We start from the raw sequence: 21,293 nt of genomic DNA, 5'->3' as shown, positions 1-21,293 counted from the left end.
ATTGAAGAGTAAACTTATGACTAAACCTGCCGCGACGGTGACACCGAACACCTGGGAATTTTTGCGCGATCCAATGATTAAACCAACCGGTTTTCGTGAATACGATGCCCGCTGGAGATTTCCTGAAGAGATTAACCTACCCGGTATGACCGCCCTTGGTCTTGGTCTTGGCACACAGATGCGTCGCCGTGGCATTGAACCTGTCATCGCCGTCGGCAACGACTATCGTGACTATTCGCTCTCGATCAAGCTGGCCGTGATCCAAGGCCTGATGCGCGCGGGTATCCACGTCAAAGACATCGGTCCGGCCGTGTCGCCCATGGCATATTTCTCGCAGTTTTATCTGGATGTGCCTGCTGTTGCAATGATCACCGCGTCGCATAACCCCAATGGCTGGACCGGCGTGAAAATGGGCTTTGACCGCCCGTTGACCCACGGCCCTGACGAAATGGGTGAATTGCGCGACATCGTGCTGAATGGCGACTGGGAAGAAGTTGACGGCGGCAAATACGAATTCGTCGATGGCGTCAAAGAAGCCTATCTTGACGACCTCGTGGGCGACTTCAAAATGTCTCGTCCTTTGAAGGTGGTCTGCGCCACCGGCAACGGAACCGCGGCGGCATTTGCCCCCGAGCTGTTCGAACGTATCGGCGTCGAAGTAGTGCCCAGCCACACCGAGCTGGATTATACTTTCCCGAACTACAACCCCAACCCCGAAGCGATGGAAATGTTGCACGACATGTCCGACAGCGTCAAAGCATCGGGGGCTGATATGGCGCTCGGGTTTGACGGTGACGGCGACCGCTGCGGCGTTGTGGACGATGAAGGCGAAGAGATTTTTGCCGACAAGGTGGGCGTCATCATGGCCCGTGACCTGTCAAAGATTTACCCGAACTCAACCTTCGTGGCAGACGTGAAATCCACCGGCCTGTTTGCTTCTGATCCCGAGCTGATCAAAAACGGTGTGACCGCCGACTATTGGAAGACCGGCCACAGCCACATGAAACGCCGTGTGAAAGAAATCGGCGCGTTGGCCGGTTTCGAAAAATCCGGTCACTATTTCCTCGCTGAACCAATTGGCCGTGGATATGACTGTGGCATGCGCGTTGCGGTGGAAATCTGCAAACTGATGGACCGCAACCCAGACATGTCCATGTCGGACCTGCGCAAAGCACTGCCCAAAACACACAGCACACCAACAATGTCGCCCTATTGCGCCGACACCGAGAAATACGATGTTCTCGAGCGTTTGGTTGCGAAACTGGTTGCGAAACACGAAGCAGGCGAAACTCTTGCCGGGCGCCCCATCAAAGAGGTCGTGACCGTCAACGGCGCCCGCGTGATCCTTGACAATGGCAGCTGGGGTCTCGTGCGTGCATCGTCCAACACGCCGAACCTTGTTGTGGTTTGCGAAAGCTCGAACAGCGACGAAGAGCTGCGCGCGATCTTTGCGGATATCGACGCCGTGATCCGGACCGAACCTTCGGTTGGCGAGTACGATCAGACGATCTAACCCCAGCCTCTAAAATGCAAAAAATCGCCCCCAATCGGGGGCGATTTCTTTTTGGGAACCTTAAATTGTTCAGGCCGCCAGACCGCGCCCCTTGAGCAAGGCTTCAACGCCCGGCAATCTGCCCCGGAACCGTTTATAAAGGTCTTCTGCATCGACCGAGCCGCCGGTCGACAGGATGTTTTCCTCAAGGGATTTTGCCGTCGCCTGATCAAAGGCACTTCCGGCTTCTTCGAAGGCTTCGAACGCGTCGGCATCCATGACCTCGGACCACATATAACTATAGTAAGCGGCGCTATAACCGTCGCCCGAGAACACATGCGCGAACTGCGGCGTGGCGTGGCGCATTGTGATCGCGGAAGGCATGCCCAACTCTTCCAGAACTTCGGACTGTTTTGCCATTGTGTCGGCAGGTGCGGCGCCTTCATGGAAGGCCAGATCAACCAGCGCCGACGCAACATATTCGACCGTTTGAAAGCCCATGTCGAAATTTGCCGCGCCCAGAACCTTGTCCAGCATGTCCTGTGGCATCGCTTCTCCGGTTTCGGCATGAGTTGCAAATTCGGCAAGCACTTCGGGCACTTCAAGCCAGTGCTCGTAAAGCTGTGAAGGCAACTCGACAAAATCACGCGCCACAGAGGTCCCCGAGATCGAGTCATAGGTCACATTGGACAGCATCTGGTGCAACGCGTGCCCAAATTCATGGAACAATGTCCGCGCATCATCATAGGACAACAGCGCCGGATCCCCCTTGGCAAAGTTGCACACGTTGATCACCACGGGCGTCTGCTCTTGCGGGAACTTGGCTTGCGAGTGCATCGCGGAACACCATGCGCCAGACCGCTTGGAACCTCGCGCAAAGTAGTCGCCGATAAAGACCGCAACGTGTTTGCCGTTTCGTGTTACTTCCCACGCGCGGCAATCGTCATGATACAGCGGCACATCCAGCGCCTTGAACTCGAGGTTGAACAGGCGGTTTGCACAGGCAAAGGACGCTTCGATCATCCGGTCCAATTGCAGGTATGGCTTTAACGCGGCCTCATCCAGATCATGCTCGGCCTTGCGCCGCTTTTCCGCATAATACCGCCAATCCCACGGGGCCAGATTGCCGTTGACGCCATCTGCGTGCATCATGTCGGTCAAAATCTTCGCATCGGCCTCGGCGCGTGCTTTGGCGGGCTCCCAAACAGCCATCAAGAGATCACGCACCGCCGCCGGTGTGCCAGCCATCTCTGTTTCCAGCTTGTAGTCCGCAAAACTGTCATAGCCCAAAAGCGTTGCGCGCTCTGCCCGCAAGGCAAGGATTTCGGCTGTGATTGCCCGGTTGTCTGTCTCGCCATCATTGGCACCGCGCGCGGCCCACGCGTTGAACGCCGCTTCACGCAAATCCCGACGGGGGGAAAACTGCAGGAACGGTACGATCAACGACCGCGACAGGGTCACAACCGGCCCGCCGGCGTTCTTTTCGGCCCCCGCAGCCCGTGCGGCGTCGACAACAAAGGCTGGCAACCCTTCGAGGTCGTCCTCTTGCAGCGGCATAAACCAGTCGCGTTCATCCGAAAGAAGGTTCTGTGTAAACGCAGTTCCCAACTCGGCCAAACGGCCCATGATGGCCTGCATGCGGGCATCGTCCTGCCCTTCCAGAGACGCGCCCGCGCGAACAAACCCGCGATGGGTCAACATCAACACGCGCTGTTGTTCCTCGGTCAAATCCGCAGAGCCGCGCGCGTCCCATACGGCTGCAACGCGACGAAACAGGGCCTTGTTCGACGAAATCGCGGAAAAATGTGCGGCCAGCTTTGGAGAAAAATCCCGTTGAAGTGCTTCTCTTGCGGGGTTGCTATCTGCGCCCGCGATTGTGAAAAACACGGAAAGAACCTTGTCCAACCCTTCCCCTGCGGCCTCCATGGCTTCGATGGTATTGGCAAAGCTGGGGTGCTCTGGATTGGCGGCAATGCTGTCAATCTCGGCATTGTGCGCTACCAAAGCTTCGTCCAATGCGGGGGCAAAATCATCATCCGAAATGGCATCAAAGGGGGCCAACGAAAACGGCGTATTCCAGTCGGACAAAAGCGGGTTGGTCATGCGGGTATCTCCTTTGCAGAACAACCTAAGCACCCCGCAGGGATGCGCAATGTCTGAACGTGGAAAATTCCCCGGTCGCTAGAGATGCGCCGCCTCGTCCGGGGCCGTGTGACCACAAACCGAACACCCGATCCGGGGCTTGAGAGCGATCTTGCGGGTCTCGCTGTAGAGCGCGTCATAGATCAGCATCTCGCCGCGCAAAGGCATGCCCGCGCCAGTGATCAGCTTGATCGCCTCAACCGCCATCATTGTTCCGATAACGCCCGGCAGGGGGCCGATGACACCGGCCTCGGCGCAACTTGGCGCCAGTTCAGCGGCCGGCGCCTTGGGGAAAACGCACGCATAACAGGGTGTGCCGTTGGCCGGATCAAACACGCTCAACTGCCCTTCCCACTGGGACAGAGCCCCCGAGATCAATGGCTTTCGCGCAGCAATGCAAGCGGCATTCACAAGATAGCGTGTCTCGAAATTATCCGTGCCATCCAAAACGAGATCATACTCGGCAATCAAGGCTTGCGCATCGTCTTCGGAAAGCCGCCGCTGGTAGGGAAGCACCTTCACAAACGGGTTCTGCGCCTGCATGGCGTCTTGCGCGGAAAACACTTTGGCCGTGCCAATCGCGGCATCCTTGTGAATCACCTGTCGTTGCAGGTTCGAATTGTCCACGACATCGTCATCCACAACACCAATCGTTCCGACACCTGCGGCCGCGAGGTACAACAGGGCCGGCGACCCAAGCCCCCCTGCCCCGATCACCAGAACTTTGGCGTCTTTCATCTTTTTCTGACCCAAACCGCCGATTTCGCGCATCACGATATGACGGGCATAGCGGTTCAGTTCCGTATCGGTGAAAATGGCATCATCTGTGGCCGCCTCAGTGTCGGGCCGGGCCTTTTTGCGCAACCAGTTCAACCCCGCGCGATAGACAAGCGCGATCAGGACAAAGCCGCCAAACATCAACCACAGAACCGGGCTTTCTCCGGTTGCCATGCGCAAGGAATGGCCGTCAGGCAACAAAAGCTGTTCGCCCAGCACAGCAACATACAGGATGAAAATCATGGTCCAGCGCGCTTGCTTTGGCGCACGCATCACGGCGCCAAGACCATAGAGAGCTGCTGCAATCGCAAATACCAGAAGCATCAGCCCACTCCGGTTGACCCGAACCCGCCACTGCCGCGTTCGGTGTCGCTCAGGTCTTGGGCAATGGTGAAAGAGGCTTGCAAAACAGGGGCCACGATCAATTGGGCAATGCGGGCACCATGTTCAATGAGAAACGGCTCGGTTCCGGCGTTCATCACAATGATGCCCAATGGCCCGCGATAATCGCTGTCGATGGTGCCGGGGGTATTCGGCAATGTGATCCCGTGCTTCAGGGCAAGTCCCGATCTGGGCCTGACCTGCACCTCATAGCCTTCCGGAATCTCGATGCGCAAACCGGTGGGCACCAAAGACCGCTCTCCGGACGCAAGGATCATCCCGCCACGACCTTCTTCAGGAAAGTTTGCCCGTACATCAGCGCCTGCCGCACCACGGGTTTCATAAGAGGGCAGCGCGATTTGACGATCCGCATCCTCAAGCCAGCTTAGCCGAATATCCACCAAGACCCGTTCCTTTCGATTTGCCCCGCGACCGCGCCACGCGCGCCCGAGCTTAGCCCAGTTGTTTGGCGATACGTTCGGCCAGGTGATGGGCAACTTCACTTTTGCCCATACGCGGCCAATGTTCGGCACCTTCATCCGAAATCAGGGTCACGGTGTTCTCGCTTCCCCCCATGATGCCGGTTTCGGGGCGAACGTCGTTTGCCACGATCCAGTCACAGCCCTTGCGCAGCCGTTTTGCTGTCGCATTCGCGATGACGTCGTCAGTTTCCGCGGCAAAGCCCACAACCAGTGGCGGGCGCCCTTCTGTCATCTGACTCACTGTCGCCAGAATGTCAGGGTTTTCGGCGAAATCGAGCGATGGCAGCGCGCCAGCCTGTTTTTTGATCTTGCTGTCAGAGGCCGTTGCCACGCGCCAGTCCGCAACCGCAGCCGCGAAAATCGCCGCATCGACAGGCAGAACAACCTGAACCGCTTCGAGCATTTCTGCCGCGGTTTCAACTTCGACAACATGGGCCCCCACAGGGCGATCCGCATCAGCCGGCCCCGTTACAAACACTACATCCGCGCCCATCGAGGTCAGCGCACGCGCAAGCGCCGTGCCTTGGGCACCTGAAGACCGGTTCGCAATATAGCGCACGGGATCAATGGGTTCATGGGTCGGTCCCGACGTCACGAGAATACGGCGTCCTGTTAACGGGCCTTCTGCCAATGCCGTTTCAATGGCCGCGACGATTTCAAGAGGCTCGGACATCCGACCCGGACCATATTCCCCACAGGCCATATCGCCCTCGTTCGGGCCGACAAACATGATGCCATCACCACGCAGGGTCGACACATTCCGGCGCGTGGCCGGATGATCCCACATACGGACGTTCATTGCCGGCGCCACCAACACAGGCGTATCCGTGGCAAGAACAAGCGTCGATGCCAGATCATTGGCGCTTCCAGTTGCCATTTTTGCCATGAAATCGGCGGTTCCCGGCGCAACCACAATCAGATCAGCCGATCGGGACAACTGGATATGCCCCATTTCTGCTTCGTCCATCAGGTCGAAAAGATCACGATATACCTTTTCTCCTGCCAATGCAGAGACAGACAAGGGGGTGACGAATTCCGCGCCCGCCTTTGTCAAAACGGGTGTCACCCAAGCGCCGCGCTCGCGCAACCGACGGATCAGGTCAAGGGATTTAAAGGCGGCAATGCCACCTCCGATGATCAGAAGAATGCGTTTATCTGTCAGCATCTTGGCGCCCGTCTGAGAAAAGATGATCCGAACTTATGCGCAGGACGCCCCACAAACAAGCAATGCAATGACGCGGGGGCCTAGTTCTTTTTGAAGGCGTTGCAGGGGTCTTCCCGCTCTGCCGCCTGTGTCACGACGAAAAAGTCATACGGAACACTCTCGTCGGGTTGGTGTTCCAACTGTGCAATGCTGCGCTGTGACAGATCCGCAGACACCAGACGAGGCGCGCCCCAGTCCAATCGAGCATGGCCGTTTCCTGTAATCACGATCACAGGACCGCCGGTTTCCATGTGGGCACGGGTGATTTCCCGCGCCAGCGTTGCGTCGCGCAACCGTTGACCTAAAACCATGCCGGGCAGCATCGATTCAGGAAGCGCGTTGCAATGTGCCTCGAACTGTTTTGATTCCCGCGCTTGCTGTTCTTCCATCGGCAAATCATCGAGCAGACCAAATTGCGCCGCGCCGTCACCAAAGCCTTTGGCGATGTCTTCGCCCATGATCGCGGCACGCACATCCGCGCGTGGAACCTGAGCGCCGTACACCTTGGCACCGGCCGAGGCGGCAAAGATCGGGTAATACATATCAAAGCTGGGCCAGCCGCTGTTGTCCCAGTCGAGCGCCGTTCGCAGGGCAGCTTTGTCCGTCAAAAGGTCGCCGGTCACGCCCTCTGCTACTTCGGGCGTCACCATTTCGAACACCATGGCAGACGGAGCCAAAGCAGAGACCACTTCGGCCTGTGTTTCATGATGCCAAGGATTGTCGTGCAACTCTCCGAGGTACAAAATATCTACAGGGGGCATGTCGGCGATCAGATCGGGCGTGATCTCATCTGCCCATGCTGGGGCACAGGTAAGGGCGATCGCAAGAATCAGGTGTCTCATGACACCAAGTCATGCACCCCTACCCCCTGCCGCTCAAGGGCCGAACGCATCTTTGTGAACGCGCTGACCTCGAGTTGGCGCACGCGCTCTTTGGAGAGCGCCATTTCGTCACCGATGCTTGCCAATGTGCGCGGTTCTTCATTCAGGCGCCGCTCGCGCAGGATATATTTTTCGCGTTCGTTCAGCTGATCCATCGCCAAATGAAGCTGCCCCTTGAGGTAGGATTCATCGTGGCTCAACTCGACAGTTTCAGCGCCTTGTGCGTTTTCATCTTCCAGAAGTTCGATCCACTCACGGCCGCTTTCTTCGGTAGATTGCTGAGCGTTCAGCGATGCATCCGCGCCCGACAGGCGCCCCATCATCATTTGCGTATCAGCCAGCGACACTCCGATCTCGGACGCCATACGTTCACACATCTGGTGGCTGTCGAGATGCTCTCCGTTTGCCATCGCTTCGCGTTCAAGCTGTGCGCGCACACGGCGCAGATTAAAGAACAGCGACTTTTGCGATGTCGTTGATCCCGTTCGGACCAAGGACCAATTCCGCATCACGTGGTCCTGAAGGCCTGCACGAATCCACCACACAGCATAGGTTGAAAAGCGCACCCCGCGATCAGGGTCGAATTTATCTGCCGCTTTCATCAACCCGAGAGAGGCCTCTTGGATCAGATCCGATTGCGACACGCCGGTGCGTCGAAATTTTGATGCCATTGATATGGCCAGACGCATGTAGGCTTGGACCAGGCGATGCATTGCTGCGTGGTCGCGCTTGTCGCGCCACGCCCGAGCCAGCTCTTGTTCTGTCTCGGCATCCAGCATCTCTGCGCGCATCATGCGACGCGTCATTTGTGACGTCTGAGGTGATTGCAGGCTCATGTTGGTCTCCTTCCCACTTGCGATCTTGATAGGAATTACGCACCCTGCGCCGGATTGGATCACTTTCGACTGGAAAAAATATGCTGCCGCATTTGACCTTTGTGCTTGGGGGCGCCTCTTCCGGAAAATCCGCCTTTGCAGAAAAGCTCGTATTTCAGAGCGAGGCGGACCGCGTTTATATCGCAACATCGCAAGTGTTTGACGACGAAATGCGCAAGAAGGTTGACGCCCATTTAACCATGCGGGGGGACGGCTGGCACACCATCGAGTGCCCTTTGGATGCCGTGACCGCATTGCACGGCATTAAATCCGGAGAAGTTGTTCTTTTTGACTGTGCCACCATGTGGCTGACCAATCATATGCTGGCCGACCACAACATTGATGCGCAGACCGATGCCCTTTTGTCGGCGCTTGCCGCGTGCAAGGGACGTGTTGTGATGGTTTCAAACGAAGTCGGCATGGGCATCGTTCCTGATAACAAACTGGCACGCCAGTTTCGTGATGCACAGGGAAAGCTGAACCAACGTCTTGCTGCGGCTTCGGATCTGGCTGTGTTTGTTGTTGCCGGCCTGCCCATGACCTTGAAAGGACAATTACCATGAGTCGCTTGTTTCTGGTGCGCCACGGGCCCACGCATGCCAAATCGATGGTCGGCTGGTCAGACCTGCCCGCAGATCTGTCGGATACTGCAGCGATTGCGCGATTGGCGCAGCACCTGCCGGAAGACGCCTTGGTTATTAGTTCAGACCTGATCCGCGCCGTACACACGGCTGACGCCATCCAGAACGGGCGCGACAGGCTGCCTCATGATCCAGACTTGCGGGAAATCCACTTTGGCGAATGGGAATTGAAACGTTGGGTCGAGGTTAATGACTCTGATCCCGATCATGTACGCGCCTTTTGGGAAACACCCGGTGACGTTGCCGCGCCCGGAGGCGAAAGCTGGAACGCCGTTGTCGCGCGTGTTTCCGGTGCGGTGGATCGGCTTATGAATACCCATCAAGATCGCGATCTGGTCATCGTCGCCCATTTCGGCGCGATCCTGACCCAGATTGCACGGGCTGAAGGCATGTCCGGTGCGCAGGCTTTTGGCCACAAGATCGACAACCTTTCGGTATCAACCATCCGGACCCAACCGGACTGGGGAGCGGAGGTCATCAATCAAGTTTTGTGATGAATATCGCAAAAATAGTGATTTTGATGATACGCAAGGCTGCGCTAGGCTGCGTCTTATGTCTTATACACTGATTCTTGGCGATTACGCCTATTCTTCGTGGTCCCTTCGGGGATGGTTGTTGTTTGCAAAATTCGGAATCAAGACCAAATCCGTTTTTCTGGATTTCGCGTCGAACACATCGGTTGCCGACCAGTTGGCGACCTATGCACCTGCCAAAACCGTGCCGACTGTTGTGATGCCTGATGGTGCGATCGTTTCGGAATCTCTGGCGATTGTAGAAGAGCTGGCCTCGCGTCACCCGGATGCGGGTCTTTGGCCCAGCGCCCCAAGCGACCGCGCCACAGCACGCAGCATGACAACCGAAATGCACTCTGGCTTTGCCGCATTGCGCGGCGACTGCCCCATGAATTTACGCATCGCCTTTACAGACACCTCTCCGTCAGAAGCGGTTCTGGCAGATGTCGCACGTTTGGAAACGCTTTGGGCCCATGCCCACGCAACGCGCCAGGAAGAAGGCCCCTGGTTGTTTGGCACATATTCCGCTGCGGATGCGTTTTTTGCGCCGGTCGCCGCGAGGTTGGCGGGCTATGACCTGCCGATGAGTGACTTGGCCAAAGCCTATGTCGCAACACATCTGGCGGACAGGTCTTTCCGGCAATGGCGCGCGATGGGGCTTGTTCAAGGCGAGACTTTGACACGGTACGCCAAACCCTTTGACGTTGTGGATTGGCCGGGACCGAGCCCGCTGGAAGCACACGCCGTTTCGGGGACCGACGCCGAAAACGACAGATGCCCCTACTCTGGCAAAGCGGTGACAGATGTATTGGAATTCAAAGGGCGCAGGTTCGGGTTTTGCAATCCAATTTGCCGAGATAAAACCGTGGCCGATCCAGAAGCCTGGCCAGCGTTTATGGCGTTGGTGAACGCCTAAGACAGAACAGGCCCTCGGTGTTTCCTGCACATAGGGCCTGCCTTCTCCCGTTTACAGATTGATAACCATGTTTCGTTAAGACTTTGGCAGGGTTTAACGAGGATGGGACATGGTCGCGCGCGCGTATACAGTCGCTTTTGAGGGGGTCGAGGCACATCAGGTCGAGGTGCAATGTTCGGTCACAGCGGGGTTGCCGGCTTTTTCCATCGTGGGCCTTCCTGACAAAGCCGTGTCCGAAGCAAGAGATCGGGTTCGTGCCGCCCTGAACTCAATGGCGATTGCCCTGCCTTCGAAACGGATCACGATCAACCTGTCGCCTGCGGACCTCCCAAAGGAAGGAAGCCACTTTGACCTGCCTGTTGCTGTCGCCTTGCTGGCGGCTTTGCAGATCATTCCGGAGGACGCCGCCGAAGCAACCGTTTCTCTGGGCGAATTGTCATTGGATGGCACCCTTGTTTCTGTCTCGGGCGCCTTGCCAGCGGCCATGACGGCGGCCACCGGACACCGGACCCTGCTCTGTCCGGAAGAGTCCGGAGCAGAGGCCGCATGGGTTGGCGATGCGCAGGTGATCGGTGCGAAATCTCTGGCGGATGTGGTGCGTCATTTTACGGGACAATCGCCCTTGCCCGCCGCTCAACCCGGCGAAATCACGACGGCAACCGGCCATAAGGACCTGCGGGATGTCAAAGGCCAGGAGCGTGCAAAGCGCGCGTTGGAAATCGCGGCCGCGGGCAACCATCACTTTTTTATGTTGGGCAGTCCGGGGTCGGGAAAATCAATGCTGGCCGCGCGTTTGGCAACGATCCTGCCGCCGTTGTCTCCGCAGGAAGCATTGGAAACCTCCATGATACACTCGGTTGCGGGTCTGTTGGATCAGGGTGGCATTTCGCGCAACCGGCCCTTTCGTGAACCCCATCACACCGCCAGCATGGCGGCCATTGTCGGCGGCGGGCGGCGTGCGCAACCCGGGGAAATCAGCCTCGCGCACAATGGAGTTCTGTTTCTTGACGAGTTGCCCGAGTTTTCGCGCGCCGTCTTGGAAACCCTGCGACAACCCATCGAGACCGGAGACGTCATGGTGGCACGCGCTAACGCACATGTGCGCTATCCCTGTCGTTTCATGTTGATCGCGGCGGCCAACCCGTGCCGTTGCGGAGACATGTATGATCCAGCCAAGGCCTGTTCGCGCGCACCCAATTGTGGCGAGGACTATCTTGGCAAGATATCCGGCCCCCTGATGGACAGGATCGATCTGCGTTTGGAAGTACCCCCTGTCGGGTTTCGCGATCTCGATCTTCCGGCGGACGGCGAAACCTCGGCAACCGTTGCCGCCCGCGTCCAAAAGGCCCGAGACCTTCAGACCGTGCGCTACGCAGAGGCGGACGGGATACGTGTGAACGCCGATATTCACGGCGCCACGCTCGAAGACGTCGCTGCACCCGATGCAGAAGGCCGCGCCTTTTTGCTCAAGGTTGCGGAAAAGTTCGGATTGTCGGCCCGAGGGTATCACCGCGTCTTGCGCGTGGCGCGGACAATCGCCGATCTGGAAGCCAGTCGGGATATCCGAAAACCCCATGTTGCCGAGGCTGTCAGCTTTCGTCTTCAGATGACAAAAGAGGTTTAGCCCAGACCGCAATCCGGTCCAACGTCTGATCCGCCTCGGGCAAATACCCGTGAAACAGAGGCCAGACATGGGGCAAATCATCTTGAAGCTCGAGCTGCGTTTCAACGTTTTGCTGCTTCAATACTTCAACCAGACGCAGCGTGTCGTCGCGCAGTATTTCGGTTGTTCCAGCAGCCAGATAGATCGGGGGCACGCCCGTGAAATCACCGAACAACGGTGACACTTTAGGGTTCTTTGGATCGCAGTCCTTTAGATACATCTCGGCCGCATCCTTGGCACGATGCGCAGGCAACAGGACATCAGACCGACGGTTTTCGGAAAAGCTGGCACCGGAAAATGTCATATCCGTCAAGGGTGAAAAGGCCACGACCGCCGCAGGCAAGGGCGCGCTGTCTTCGCGCAATGACAGCAACAGTGCCAAAGCCAAACCGCCTCCGGCACTGTCTCCGGCCAGAATGATGTCTTTGGGCGATGTGCCGCTTTCCACAAGGTGGTCATATGTTGCCCGCAAATCGTCGAGCGCCGCCGGAAACGGATGTTCTGGCGCAAGCCGATAATCAGGTATCCACCCTTCGCATTCCAAACGATGGCACAGCTGCGCCACCAAAGCACGGTGCGTGCGCGGCGATCCAAAAACATAGCCACCGCCGTGGGCAAACAGCACAACCCGCCCCGCCCGCATACTTGGGGAACGGGACACAGTGATGCCCAGAGTGCCGGCGTCCGTCGACAGGGTCTGTTTGTGAAACTCTGTGCCAGAGGGCGGCCGGAACCAAAGGGCCGCCTTCCAGTCAGCGGATGTGCGCAAAAAGGCAGGATTTTTCACATGCGCCAGATGGGGTTTTTCCATCAAACGCAGGGTCGAATTCAAAAGAGATTTGCGCCATCCCATTGCGACACTCAGGCCAGCTTGGCTTCGATCGCCAACCAGATTTTCTCGGCGATGTTGACACCATCGAAACGCTCAAGCTCTTGAATGCCGGTCGGAGAGGTGACGTTGATTTCGGTCAGATAGTCACCGATCACGTCAATTCCGACAAACACCTGCCCCTTTTCTTTCAAAAGCGGACCAATCGCGGCGCAGATTTCAAGATCACGCTCGGTCAGGCCGATTTTTTCAGGACGCCCGCCAACGTGCATGTTGCTGCGGGTTTCTCCGGCAGCAGGTACGCGGTTGATCGCGCCGACGGGTTCACCATCCACAAGGATCACGCGCTTGTCGCCATTGCTGACATCCGGCAAGAACTTCTGAACGATCAGCGGCTCGCGGCTGAAGCCGGTGAACAGTTCATGCAGTGACGTCAGGTTGCGGTCGTTCGCATCAAGACGAAACACGCCAGCGCCGCCATTGCCGTAAAGCGGCTTCAGGATCACATCCCCATGTTTTTCCTTGAAGGCTTTGATCGTATCAAGGTTGCGGGCGATGGTGGTCGGCGGCGTCAGGTCGGGGAAATCCAGCACCAGAAGCTTTTCGGGGTAATTGCGAACCCAGAACGGATCATTCACCACAAGTGTATCGGGCTTTAGCCGGTCCAACAGATGGGTCGACGTGATATAATGCATGTCAAACGGCGGATCCTGACGCAGCCAGACAACATCAAAATCCTTGAGATTGACCCGTGTCACCGGTCCCAGATCCACATGGTTGCCCTGTTCACGGCGCAGGGTCATAAACTGCCCGACCGCTGTAATCTCGCCCTCTTCATAGGCCAGATGGTCAGGAGAATAGTAGAACAGTTCATGGCCGCGTGCCTGCGCCTCTTCGGCGATACGGAACGAACTATCAGCGTTAATATCGACCGACGCGATCGGGTCCATTTGGAAGGCGATTTTCATGGGCAGTCCTTTGCGGCAGTATCATGCAATTGTCTGCCCTTTACATGGCCCATGCCGCACGCCCTTGCAATGCCTCCTCAGAACGCGTTCTCATGAATGTGTATTTCTCCATGCGCGTTGACCAAAGCGACATCAAACCGGCATTCGGTCAATTCGCCCTTGGGTTCGGTCGCGAGGAACGCAGCGGCGCCCATGCGCAGGCGTAAAATTTGTCGTTCAGACAAAGAGGCCGCAGCCGACGCGAAATCGCGTGATTTTTTGACCTCGGTAAAGACAACGGTGTCCCCAGTGCGGAAAACCAGATCCAGTTCCCCGCCCCCTTTGCGCCAACGGCGGGCAGCGACGGTATGCCCGGTGCGTTCATATAAACGGGCAACCGCATCTTCAGCCGCCTGCCCCGATTGCCACGCGCGCATCCCGCGGTCTTTGCGACGCAACTGCCCCTGGTCTGTCTCTTGCAACCGCAATCTTGCCAATCCCCATCAGGTTTCAGCAGAGAGCTTAAGCGCCATTTGATAAATTTTCCGTTTATTCACACCAAATGCCTTTGCGACACTATCGGCGGCATCCCGCACGGACATATGCGCCAAAGCCTTGCGCAATTCATCTTCGAGATCCCCCTCGGCAATCTCTTCACCACCCGAGCGATCAATAAGAACGACAATCTCGCCCTTGAGCGGGCCATCAATACCCGCAGCGAGGCTTTCAAGCGTTCCGCGGCGCACTTCTTCAAACTTTTTGGTCAACTCACGGCACACCACGGCCTGTCTCGCGCCCCCTAACACCCGCGCCGCATCCCGCAGCATTTCACCTGTTCGTTTGGGGGATTCGTAAAATACCAATGTGCCGGGGACGTCTTTCAACGCTTCCAGTGCGGAACGACGCGCGCCCTTTGCGTTGGGCAAAAATCCGGCAAAGAAAAAGGCGTCCGTGGGCAAACCGGCCAGAGTCAGCGCCGTGATAATCGCCGATGGGCCCGGTGCAGAGGTCACGCTGTGCCCCGCGTCTTGGGCATCTTTGGACAGATGAAACCCCGGATCGGCAATCAATGGCGTACCCGCTTCGGACGCATAGGCCACCGATTTTCCATCCGCGAGCAGCGCCAAAAGCTTTTCCCGCCCTTTGGGGCCAGAGTGATCATGATAGGAAATAAGAGGCCGGTCCCCCAAGGGAACCCCATGAATTTCAAGCAATCGCCGCATGGAACGCGTGTCTTCGGCCGCGATGACATCGGCACTGGCCAGCACGTCCAACGCCCGCAGCGTGATGTCGCGTGCTGTCCCGATGGGTGTTGCGACAAAGTGCAACCCCGGCTGCAATCTCTGCAATTGATGATTCAAAGCTGGACCCGCTTTCCCTGACGTTTATTATTCCAAGCAAAAGAGACCCGCTCTAACGCGCGGCGAGCCCCCAATGGGAGTTAGGATAGTTTTATGTTCAATCGTTTTAGACCTGCACGCAGCTTTCTGAAAGGGGCAGTTGCTGGCCTCGCTCTATTGGGCCTAGCTGCCTGTGAGCCTACACTCGGTGGTGGTGGACCTTCGGTGAACACAGGCGCACCTGTACCGGTCGCGCTTTTGGTGCCCAAAGGGTCTGCTGACTCGGGCGATGCTGTCCTTGCCCAAAGCCTCGAGAATGCGGCACGTCTTGCGATTGCCGACCTGAGTGGCGTCCAGATTGATCTGCGGGTCTATGCCACGGCGGGTCGTGCCGATGTCGCCCAACAAGTCGCGGCGCAGGCTGTGAACGAGGGCGCGAAGATCATCATCGGGCCCCTTTATGGCGAAGCCGCCAACGCCGCGGGTGTTGCGGTCGCCGGCAAAGGGATCAACGTCCTGTCGTTCTCCAACAACACAACGATCGCCGGGGGCAATGTTTTTGTTCTGGGGCCAACATTTGACAACACCGCGAACCGGTTGATGTCATATGCCTCGAAACAAGGGAAAAAGCGTGTTCTGACGGTTCATGCGGACACAGTGAGCGGACAGTTGGCACGCAACGCGGCACATGGCGCCATCGCCAAGACCGGTGCGGAGAACGTCGGCTCGGTCGCCTATCAGTTCTCGCAACAGGGCGTGATCGCGGCTGTTGATCAGGTCAAATCCACGGCTGCCGCATCGCAGCCGGATGCATTGTTCCTGACCGCCCAAACCTCGGGTGCGCTGCCCCTGTTCTCGCAGCTTCTTCCAGAAGCAGGCGTTGACCCGGCAACAACACAATACATCGGTCTGACCCGTTGGGATGTGCCCGCACAAACGCTGGAGCTTCCCGGTGTTCAGGGGGGATGGTTTGCGATGCCAGATCCGGGCAAAACGCAACAGTTCCAACAGCGCTACTCGCAGGCCTACGGCGGCCTGCCCCATCCGGTTGGCGGCTTGGCCTATGACGGTATTGCGGCAATCGGTGCTCTGGTCAAAGCGGGCAAAAGCGATGCATTGACCATTGGAGCCCTGACACAGGGTGCAGGATTTCAGGGTGTAAACGGAATTTTCCGTCTGCATGCTGATGGAACGAATGAACGCGGACTGGCCGTTGCCACGATTCGCGATAAGAAGGTGGTTGTCATTGACCCAGCCCCAACAAGCTTTGGTGGCATCGGATTCTGATCAGAACCCGATGAATCTTCCCGATCCGATGGCAGACCTGGTCTGCCCGCTAGATGAAATCTTTGACCGCGCCGCTATCGGCGCGGCGCTTACTCAGGCAGCGGAAGACAGCTCAAACAGCGGTGATCCGCTGCGGCCTGCTGTTGTCGCGATCCTTCTTGAGGCACGCAAGCGTGGCAACGTCGCCATCGAGGCCGGGTTTCTTGCCAACCCCTTCGACGCAATGGCGATGAAGCTGTCTTATACATGGCTCACAGATTGCCTTGTGGGGGCGGCGTTCCACGTTGCCACAAAATGGCTGCATCCCTTGCCAAACCCGACCGAGGGCGAACGCATCGCTCTGTTGGCGGTTGGCGGGTATGGCCGTGGTGAAATGGCGCCACAGTCAGATGTCGATCTGCTGTTTCTCACGCCTTACAAGATTACCGCCTGGGCCGAGAGCGTCATTGAGTCGATGCTCTATATCCTCTGGGATCTGCGCCTGAAGGTCGGGCATGCTTCTCGCACGGTCAAAGACTGTCTGCGACTTGGGGGCGAAGACTACACCATTCGCACGGCCCTGCTCGAGCATCGCTATTTGCAAGGTCACGTACCGTTGGCCGACGAACTGTCGACCAGACTTGAAAACGACCTGTTCAAAGGGTCCGAGCGTGAGTTTATTGAAGCAAAGCTGGAAGAACGCGACAATCGCCACAAGAAACAAGGCGAACGTTATGTAGTCGAACCCAATGTCAAAGAAGGCAAAGGCGGGCTGCGTGATCTGCAATCCATGTTCTGGATCGCGAAATATGTCTATCACGTCCAAAGCTCGACGGACCTGCTGGATTTGGGACTGCTCCGCGAGGACGAATACGAACGTTTTGCGCAGGCCAACAACTTTCTCTGGGCTGTTCGGGGCCACATCCACATTTTGGCCAAGCGTCCGGTTGAACAACTGACCTTTGACATGCAGGTCGAGGTTGCCGAACGTCTGCACTACACCGACAAAGGCGGACGCCGCGCGGTTGAACACTTTATGCAGGACTATTTCCGCCATGCCACATCGGTTGGAGATCTGACACGCATTCTGTTGACCAAGCTTGAGGCCGACCACGCCAAAGCCGCACCACTTTACGAACGCCTTTTCCGGCGACGCCCCCGCATGAAAGCGGGCTACAAGGTGATCAACAACCGTCTGGCCATCGCCGACGAAGAGGTGTTTCTGGCGGACAAAGTGAACCTTCTGCGCCTGTTCGAAGAGGGCTTGCGCACAGGGCTTTTGATCCACCCCGATGCGATGCGTCTGGTCACGGCAAACCTGCATCTGATCGACGCCGAAATGCGTAAAAACAAGGAAGTGCGCCGCATTTTCCTTGATCTGCTTTTGAAACATGGCAATCCGGAACGCGCGCTGCGCCGGATGAATGAATTGGGCGTGCTGTCCGCCTTTATTCCCGAATTCGAACCCATTGTCGCGATGATGCAGTTCAATATGTATCACGCGTACACCGTGGACGAACACACGATTCAGGTGATCTCGAACTACGCCCAGATCGAACGCGAAGAGCTTCAGGTTGAATTGCCTTTGTCGTCAAGCATCATCAAGGACGGCGTGAATCGCAAGGTTCTGATGGTTGCGATGCTGTTGCACGATATCGGCAAGGGCCGCGACATCGACCACTCTATCCTCGGGGCACAAATCGCCCGCAAGGTCGCGCCGAACCTTGGCCTGAACAAGGCCGATTGCGACACAGTGGAATGGCTTGTGCGCTATCACCTGCTGATGTCCGACACGGCGCAAAAACGCGATATCGCCGACCCGCGCACGGTGCGGGATTTTGCCAAGGCTGTTTCGACCGTTGACCGGTTGAACCTTCTGACGGTTCTGACGGTCTGTGATATTCGCGGTGTTGGTCCGGACACGTGGAACAATTGGAAAGCTGCCCTTGTCCGTAGCCTTTATAATCAGACCGAGCGTGTTCTGAAAAACGGCATGGAGGCCCTGACCCGCGAGAACCGCGGCACCGAAGCCAAAAAGAAACTGCGTGCCGAATTGTCCGATTGGCCTGCAAAGGATCTCAAAAAAGAGACCGGCCGCCATTACGATCCCTATTGGCAGGGGCTGCACATCACCGCCCACACGGTTTTTGCCGAAATGCTGCGCGGCATCGATGATGACGAGATCCGTATTGATCTACACCCCGATGAAGACCGCGCTGCGACACGCGCCTGTTTCGCGATGGCGGATCACCCTGGGATTTTCAGCCGCATGTGCGGCGCTCTGGCCTTGGTCGGCGCGAATATCGTCGATGCACGGACATTTACCTCGAAAGATGGCTATGCCACTGCTGCGTTCTGGATTCAGGACGTCGAAGGCAAACCCTATGAGGCCAACCGTCTCAAGCGGCTGACCCAGATGATCGAAAAGACCCTCAAAGGTGAAGTCATCGCTGGCGAGGCGATGCGGTCTCGGGATGTCATCAAGAAGCGCGAGCGCGCCTTCAAGGTCCCGACAACCATCACCTTCGACAACGAAGGGTCGGAAATTTACACGATCATTCAGGTCGACACGCGCGACCGGCCCGGTCTGTTGTTTGACCTGACCCGCACTTTGGCCAACAACAACGTCTATATCGCCAGCGCGGTGATCGCGACCTACGGGGAACAAGTTGTCGACAGCTTCTATGTGAAAGACATGTTCGGCCTGAAGTTCCACTCTCAAAGCAAGCAACAAATGCTTGAACGCAAGCTGCGTGAGGCCCTCGAAAAAGGGACCGAAAGGGCCAATTCGTGAAGCAGATACGCCTGATGCGCAGCTTTTTGACGGTTGGTGGCTGGACAATGGCCAGCCGTGTTCTGGGCTTTGTCCGGGACGCACTGATCTTTGCGATGCTGGGCACAGGCCCCTTGTACGAAGCCTATGTTGTTGCCTTCAGGCTGCCCAATATGTTCCGCCGCTTCTTTGCGGAAGGCGCGTTCAACATGGCCTTTGTGCCGATGTTTTCGAAACGGCTGGAAGGGGATGAAAACGCATTGGGCTTTGCCCGCGAGGCCTTTGCGGGACTGGCGACCATCCTGATTATCCTGACCCTGATTGCGCAACTTGCGATGCCGTGGCTGGTCTGGGCGCTGGCATCCGGGTTTTCGGGACAGGAACAGTTTGATCTGTCTGTAGATTTCGGGCGTATCGCCTTTCCTTATATCCTGTTCATATCTCTGGCCGCCCTTCTGTCAGGAATACTGAACGCCACAGGACGGTTCGCAGCAGCAGCGGCGGCGCCCGTCTTGCTCAATATCCTTTTGGTCGGGGGCATCCTGACCGCACAGGCTTTTGGTTGGGATGTGGCGCGCACGCTTATCTGGATGATACCGGTTGCCGGTGTCGCACAGCTCTTGCTGGTCGGCTATGCCGCCGCCAAAGCGGGCTTTTCCATGCGTCTTCAAAGGCCACGCTGGTCAGGTGATATGAAACACCTTGTCAAAGTGGCCGTACCTGCGGCCCTTGCTGGCGGTGTTGTTCAGGTGAACCTGCTCGTCGGACAGCAGGTCGCGTCCTATTTTGATCACGCAGTGGCATGGCTTTACACAGCAGACCGCTTGTACCAGCTGCCTCTTGGCGTTGTGGGTATCGCGGTGGGCATCGTTTTGCTGCCCGATTTGTCCCGACGCCTCAAGGCGCATGATGATGCCGGTGCGCGCACAGCCCTGTCACGGGCGGGCGAGATTGCTCTGGCGCTGACCATTCCGTGTGCCGTTGCACTGATCATCATTCCGATGCCATTGGTGTCGGTTCTGTTTGAACGCGGCAAAGCCACGTCGGATGACACGGCCGCAATCGCTGTTGCCGTCGCCATCTATGGTCTCGGGCTGCCCGCGTTTGTTCTTCAGAAGATTCTGCAACCACTCTTTTTTGCGCGTGAAGACACCAAAAGCCCGTTCCGCTATGCGCTTTGGGCGATGTTTGTGAACGCAGCCGTCGCGATCGGGCTTGCGCCGGTCATCGGCTGGGTGGCCCCCGCCATTGCGACAACTCTGGCCGGATGGGTCATGGTGGCCTTGCTGATGCGTGGCACCCGCCCCATGGGCTACGTTGCGCGCTTTGACGAACGCTTTCAGAAACGGCTACCGCGTATCTGTGTGGCCTCGGTCGTGATGGGTGCCGAACTGTGGGTTGCGCTTCTGTTCCTTGGCCCAATGCTGGGCACGGATTACTGGCGTGTTCTTGGCCTGGCGATTTTGGTTTTGTCCGGAAGCATCACCTATTTTGGCGTTGGCCAACTGATTGGTGCCTTCCATTTATCGGATTTCAAACGGGCGTCCCGCCGCAACATCTGAGAATTTAGTGACAGAATGTCGCAAGAAGGTGTTGCCAGACGCCTGTTTTGCGCATTTGGTCTACCTACCAAAAAGAGGGGAAATTGAATTATGGGTAACTGGTTACTTTTGATGATAGCCGGCATCTTGTCGATTGTTGCAGGTTTCGTTGCGTTGGCCAATCCGTTTGGCGCGTCGCTGTTGGCGACGACAATCGCGGGCTGGTCGTTTGTTATTTTGGGAATACTGCAAGTGTTCGCGGCATTTGGCGTCGAAGGCTTTGGCGGCAAAATCTGGGCGCTTCTTCTGGGCGTTGTCGCGGTTGTTCTCGGTGTGAACATTCTTGGGGAACCACTTCAGGGCATGCTGGCTCTGACGATTGTGGTCGGCATCATGTTTGTCATGTCAGGTGTCTTCAAAGTCATTTTCGGCTTTGGTCTTGAAGGCAGCATGAAATGGGCCGTGGTCCTGTCAGGCGTCGTTTCGCTGGTTCTCGGCGCGATGGTTCTGAGCAACATTCCAGGATCGGCTGTGGTTGCACTGGGCGTTCTTCTGGCGGTGGAACTGCTGTCGAACGGCATGAGCATGATTGCAATGTCTTTGGCCGTCAAAGACGCCGACGCCTAATTCT

19 protein-coding genes are annotated in these 21,293 nt (G+C 57.2%); 9 read left to right on the top strand and 10 right to left on the bottom strand.

What is annotated here, in order from left to right; all coding sequences use genetic code 11:
* The first annotated feature begins 16 nt into the window (after positions 1 to 16).
* Positions 17 to 1,513 carry a phosphomannomutase/phosphoglucomutase gene (locus PH7735_RS14850; RefSeq protein WP_058312177.1) on the top strand — a complete coding sequence of 499 codons (1,497 nt, stop codon included), beginning with the start codon at positions 17 to 19 and terminating at the stop codon, positions 1,511 to 1,513.
* 69 nt (positions 1,514 to 1,582) lie between these two features.
* Here PH7735_RS14850 and PH7735_RS14845 read toward each other — a convergent pair whose 3' ends face one another.
* The 6 genes from PH7735_RS14845 to PH7735_RS14820 all read right to left on the bottom strand — a co-directional run bounded on the left by PH7735_RS14845 (position 1,583) and on the right by PH7735_RS14820 (position 8,195).
* Positions 1,583 to 3,595, bottom strand: a complete 2,013-nt coding sequence (locus PH7735_RS14845; protein WP_058312176.1) for a M3 family metallopeptidase — start codon at positions 3,593 to 3,595, stop codon at positions 1,583 to 1,585.
* Positions 3,596 to 3,673: 78 nt separating this feature from the next.
* Positions 3,674 to 4,735, bottom strand: a complete 1,062-nt coding sequence (locus tag PH7735_RS14840) for a HesA/MoeB/ThiF family protein (protein ID WP_058312175.1) — start codon at positions 4,733 to 4,735, stop codon at positions 3,674 to 3,676.
* Entirely contained in the window at positions 4,735 to 5,196 is a 462-nt protein-coding gene (gene dut, locus PH7735_RS14835; protein WP_058312174.1) for a dUTP diphosphatase, read from the bottom strand. The genes PH7735_RS14840 and dut overlap by 1 nt, the downstream gene beginning before the upstream one ends.
* A gap of 49 nt (positions 5,197 to 5,245) precedes the next feature.
* Complete coding sequence (gene coaBC / locus PH7735_RS14830) at positions 5,246 to 6,439, bottom strand: bifunctional phosphopantothenoylcysteine decarboxylase/phosphopantothenate--cysteine ligase CoaBC (RefSeq protein WP_058312173.1); 1,194 nt, start codon at positions 6,437 to 6,439, stop codon at positions 5,246 to 5,248.
* A gap of 80 nt (positions 6,440 to 6,519) precedes the next feature.
* Complete coding sequence (locus tag PH7735_RS14825; RefSeq protein WP_082645254.1) at positions 6,520 to 7,320, bottom strand: ChaN family lipoprotein; 801 nt, start codon at positions 7,318 to 7,320, stop codon at positions 6,520 to 6,522.
* Entirely contained in the window at positions 7,317 to 8,195 is an 879-nt protein-coding gene (locus PH7735_RS14820; RefSeq protein WP_058312172.1) for an RNA polymerase factor sigma-32, read from the bottom strand. The genes PH7735_RS14825 and PH7735_RS14820 overlap by 4 nt, the downstream gene beginning before the upstream one ends.
* Before the next feature lie 80 nt (positions 8,196 to 8,275).
* Here PH7735_RS14820 and cobU point away from each other — a divergent pair, with 80 nt between their 5' ends.
* The 4 genes from cobU to PH7735_RS14800 all read left to right on the top strand — a co-directional run bounded on the left by cobU (position 8,276) and on the right by PH7735_RS14800 (position 11,927).
* The gene (gene cobU, locus PH7735_RS14815) at positions 8,276 to 8,797 is read left to right on the top strand and encodes a bifunctional adenosylcobinamide kinase/adenosylcobinamide-phosphate guanylyltransferase (RefSeq protein WP_058312171.1); all 522 of its coding nucleotides are present in this window, start codon (positions 8,276 to 8,278) and stop codon (positions 8,795 to 8,797) included.
* The gene (locus PH7735_RS14810; RefSeq protein ID WP_058312170.1) at positions 8,794 to 9,369 is read left to right on the top strand and encodes a histidine phosphatase family protein; all 576 of its coding nucleotides are present in this window, start codon (positions 8,794 to 8,796) and stop codon (positions 9,367 to 9,369) included. The genes cobU and PH7735_RS14810 overlap by 4 nt, the downstream gene beginning before the upstream one ends.
* Positions 9,370 to 9,427: 58 nt before the next feature.
* On the top strand, positions 9,428 to 10,303 hold the full coding sequence (locus tag PH7735_RS14805; RefSeq protein ID WP_058312169.1) for a glutathione S-transferase: 876 nt from the start codon (positions 9,428 to 9,430) through the stop codon (positions 10,301 to 10,303).
* A 109-nt stretch (positions 10,304 to 10,412) separates the two neighbouring features.
* The gene (locus PH7735_RS14800) at positions 10,413 to 11,927 is read left to right on the top strand and encodes a YifB family Mg chelatase-like AAA ATPase (RefSeq protein WP_058312168.1); all 1,515 of its coding nucleotides are present in this window, start codon (positions 10,413 to 10,415) and stop codon (positions 11,925 to 11,927) included.
* On the opposite strand, the gene PH7735_RS14795 is transcribed toward PH7735_RS14800, so the two are convergent.
* From PH7735_RS14795 to rsmI, 4 genes are all read right to left on the bottom strand, one after another.
* Positions 11,893 to 12,819: an alpha/beta hydrolase gene (locus PH7735_RS14795; RefSeq protein WP_058312167.1), complete on the bottom strand. Its 927-nt coding sequence runs from the start codon at positions 12,817 to 12,819 to the stop codon at positions 11,893 to 11,895. The two genes, PH7735_RS14800 and PH7735_RS14795, sit on opposite strands and share 35 nt — an antisense overlap.
* A gap of 8 nt (positions 12,820 to 12,827) precedes the next feature.
* Positions 12,828 to 13,763: a glutathione synthase gene (gene gshB, locus PH7735_RS14790; protein ID WP_058312166.1), complete on the bottom strand. Its 936-nt coding sequence runs from the start codon at positions 13,761 to 13,763 to the stop codon at positions 12,828 to 12,830.
* Positions 13,764 to 13,840: 77 nt separating this feature from the next.
* Positions 13,841 to 14,179, bottom strand: coding sequence for a YraN family protein (locus PH7735_RS14785; RefSeq protein WP_058312272.1), 339 nt, complete (start codon positions 14,177 to 14,179; stop codon positions 13,841 to 13,843).
* Positions 14,180 to 14,245: 66 nt separating this feature from the next.
* A complete protein-coding gene (rsmI, locus tag PH7735_RS14780) occupies positions 14,246 to 15,103 on the bottom strand; it encodes a 16S rRNA (cytidine(1402)-2'-O)-methyltransferase (RefSeq protein WP_058312165.1) in 858 nt (285 codons plus the stop codon).
* 93 nt (positions 15,104 to 15,196) lie between these two features.
* Between rsmI and PH7735_RS14775 the strand changes: the two genes are divergently transcribed.
* The 4 genes from PH7735_RS14775 (at position 15,197) to PH7735_RS14760 (ending at position 21,289) form a co-directional block, all read left to right on the top strand.
* Complete coding sequence (locus PH7735_RS14775; protein WP_058312164.1) at positions 15,197 to 16,369, top strand: penicillin-binding protein activator; 1,173 nt, start codon at positions 15,197 to 15,199, stop codon at positions 16,367 to 16,369.
* Positions 16,329 to 19,142: a [protein-PII] uridylyltransferase gene (locus PH7735_RS14770; RefSeq protein ID WP_058312163.1), complete on the top strand. Its 2,814-nt coding sequence runs from the start codon at positions 16,329 to 16,331 to the stop codon at positions 19,140 to 19,142. The genes PH7735_RS14775 and PH7735_RS14770 overlap by 41 nt, the downstream gene beginning before the upstream one ends.
* Positions 19,139 to 20,683, top strand: coding sequence for a murein biosynthesis integral membrane protein MurJ (gene murJ, locus PH7735_RS14765; RefSeq protein ID WP_058312162.1), 1,545 nt, complete (start codon positions 19,139 to 19,141; stop codon positions 20,681 to 20,683). The genes PH7735_RS14770 and murJ overlap by 4 nt, the downstream gene beginning before the upstream one ends.
* Before the next feature lie 90 nt (positions 20,684 to 20,773).
* Positions 20,774 to 21,289, top strand: coding sequence for an HdeD family acid-resistance protein (locus PH7735_RS14760; protein WP_058312161.1), 516 nt, complete (start codon positions 20,774 to 20,776; stop codon positions 21,287 to 21,289).
* Positions 21,290 to 21,293: the final 4 nt, after the last annotated feature.

It is taken from the genome of Shimia thalassica (assembly GCF_001458215.1).
GTDB classification, from domain to species: Bacteria; Pseudomonadota; Alphaproteobacteria; order Rhodobacterales; family Rhodobacteraceae; genus Shimia; species Shimia thalassica.
The sequence above is the reverse complement of the archived record's forward strand: the minus strand, read 5'-3'. Positions and strand labels throughout refer to the sequence as shown.

Bases quoted from the DNA above. Each gene is read 5' to 3' on its own strand.
- PH7735_RS14850 (WP_058312177.1), top strand. From the start codon at position 17: ATGACTAAACCTGCCGCGACGGTGACACCGAACACCTGGGAATTTTTG.
- PH7735_RS14845 (WP_058312176.1), bottom strand. From the start codon at position 3,595: ATGACCAACCCGCTTTTGTCCGACTGGAATACGCCGTTTTCGTTGGCC.
- PH7735_RS14840 (WP_058312175.1), bottom strand. From the start codon at position 4,735: ATGCTTCTGGTATTTGCGATTGCAGCAGCTCTCTATGGTCTTGGCGCC.
- coaBC (WP_058312173.1), bottom strand. From the start codon at position 6,439: ATGCTGACAGATAAACGCATTCTTCTGATCATCGGAGGTGGCATTGCC.
- PH7735_RS14825 (WP_082645254.1), bottom strand. From the start codon at position 7,320: ATGAGACACCTGATTCTTGCGATCGCCCTTACCTGTGCCCCAGCATGG.
- PH7735_RS14820 (WP_058312172.1), bottom strand. From the start codon at position 8,195: ATGAGCCTGCAATCACCTCAGACGTCACAAATGACGCGTCGCATGATG.
- cobU (WP_058312171.1), top strand. From the start codon at position 8,276: ATGCTGCCGCATTTGACCTTTGTGCTTGGGGGCGCCTCTTCCGGAAAA.
- PH7735_RS14810 (WP_058312170.1), top strand. From the start codon at position 8,794: ATGAGTCGCTTGTTTCTGGTGCGCCACGGGCCCACGCATGCCAAATCG.
- PH7735_RS14805 (WP_058312169.1), top strand. From the start codon at position 9,428: ATGTCTTATACACTGATTCTTGGCGATTACGCCTATTCTTCGTGGTCC.
- PH7735_RS14800 (WP_058312168.1), top strand. From the start codon at position 10,413: ATGGTCGCGCGCGCGTATACAGTCGCTTTTGAGGGGGTCGAGGCACAT.
- PH7735_RS14795 (WP_058312167.1), bottom strand. From the start codon at position 12,819: ATGGGATGGCGCAAATCTCTTTTGAATTCGACCCTGCGTTTGATGGAA.
- gshB (WP_058312166.1), bottom strand. From the start codon at position 13,763: ATGAAAATCGCCTTCCAAATGGACCCGATCGCGTCGGTCGATATTAAC.
- PH7735_RS14785 (WP_058312272.1), bottom strand. From the start codon at position 14,179: ATGCGCGCGTGGCAATCGGGGCAGGCGGCTGAAGATGCGGTTGCCCGT.
- PH7735_RS14775 (WP_058312164.1), top strand. From the start codon at position 15,197: ATGTTCAATCGTTTTAGACCTGCACGCAGCTTTCTGAAAGGGGCAGTT.
- PH7735_RS14760 (WP_058312161.1), top strand. From the start codon at position 20,774: ATGGGTAACTGGTTACTTTTGATGATAGCCGGCATCTTGTCGATTGTT.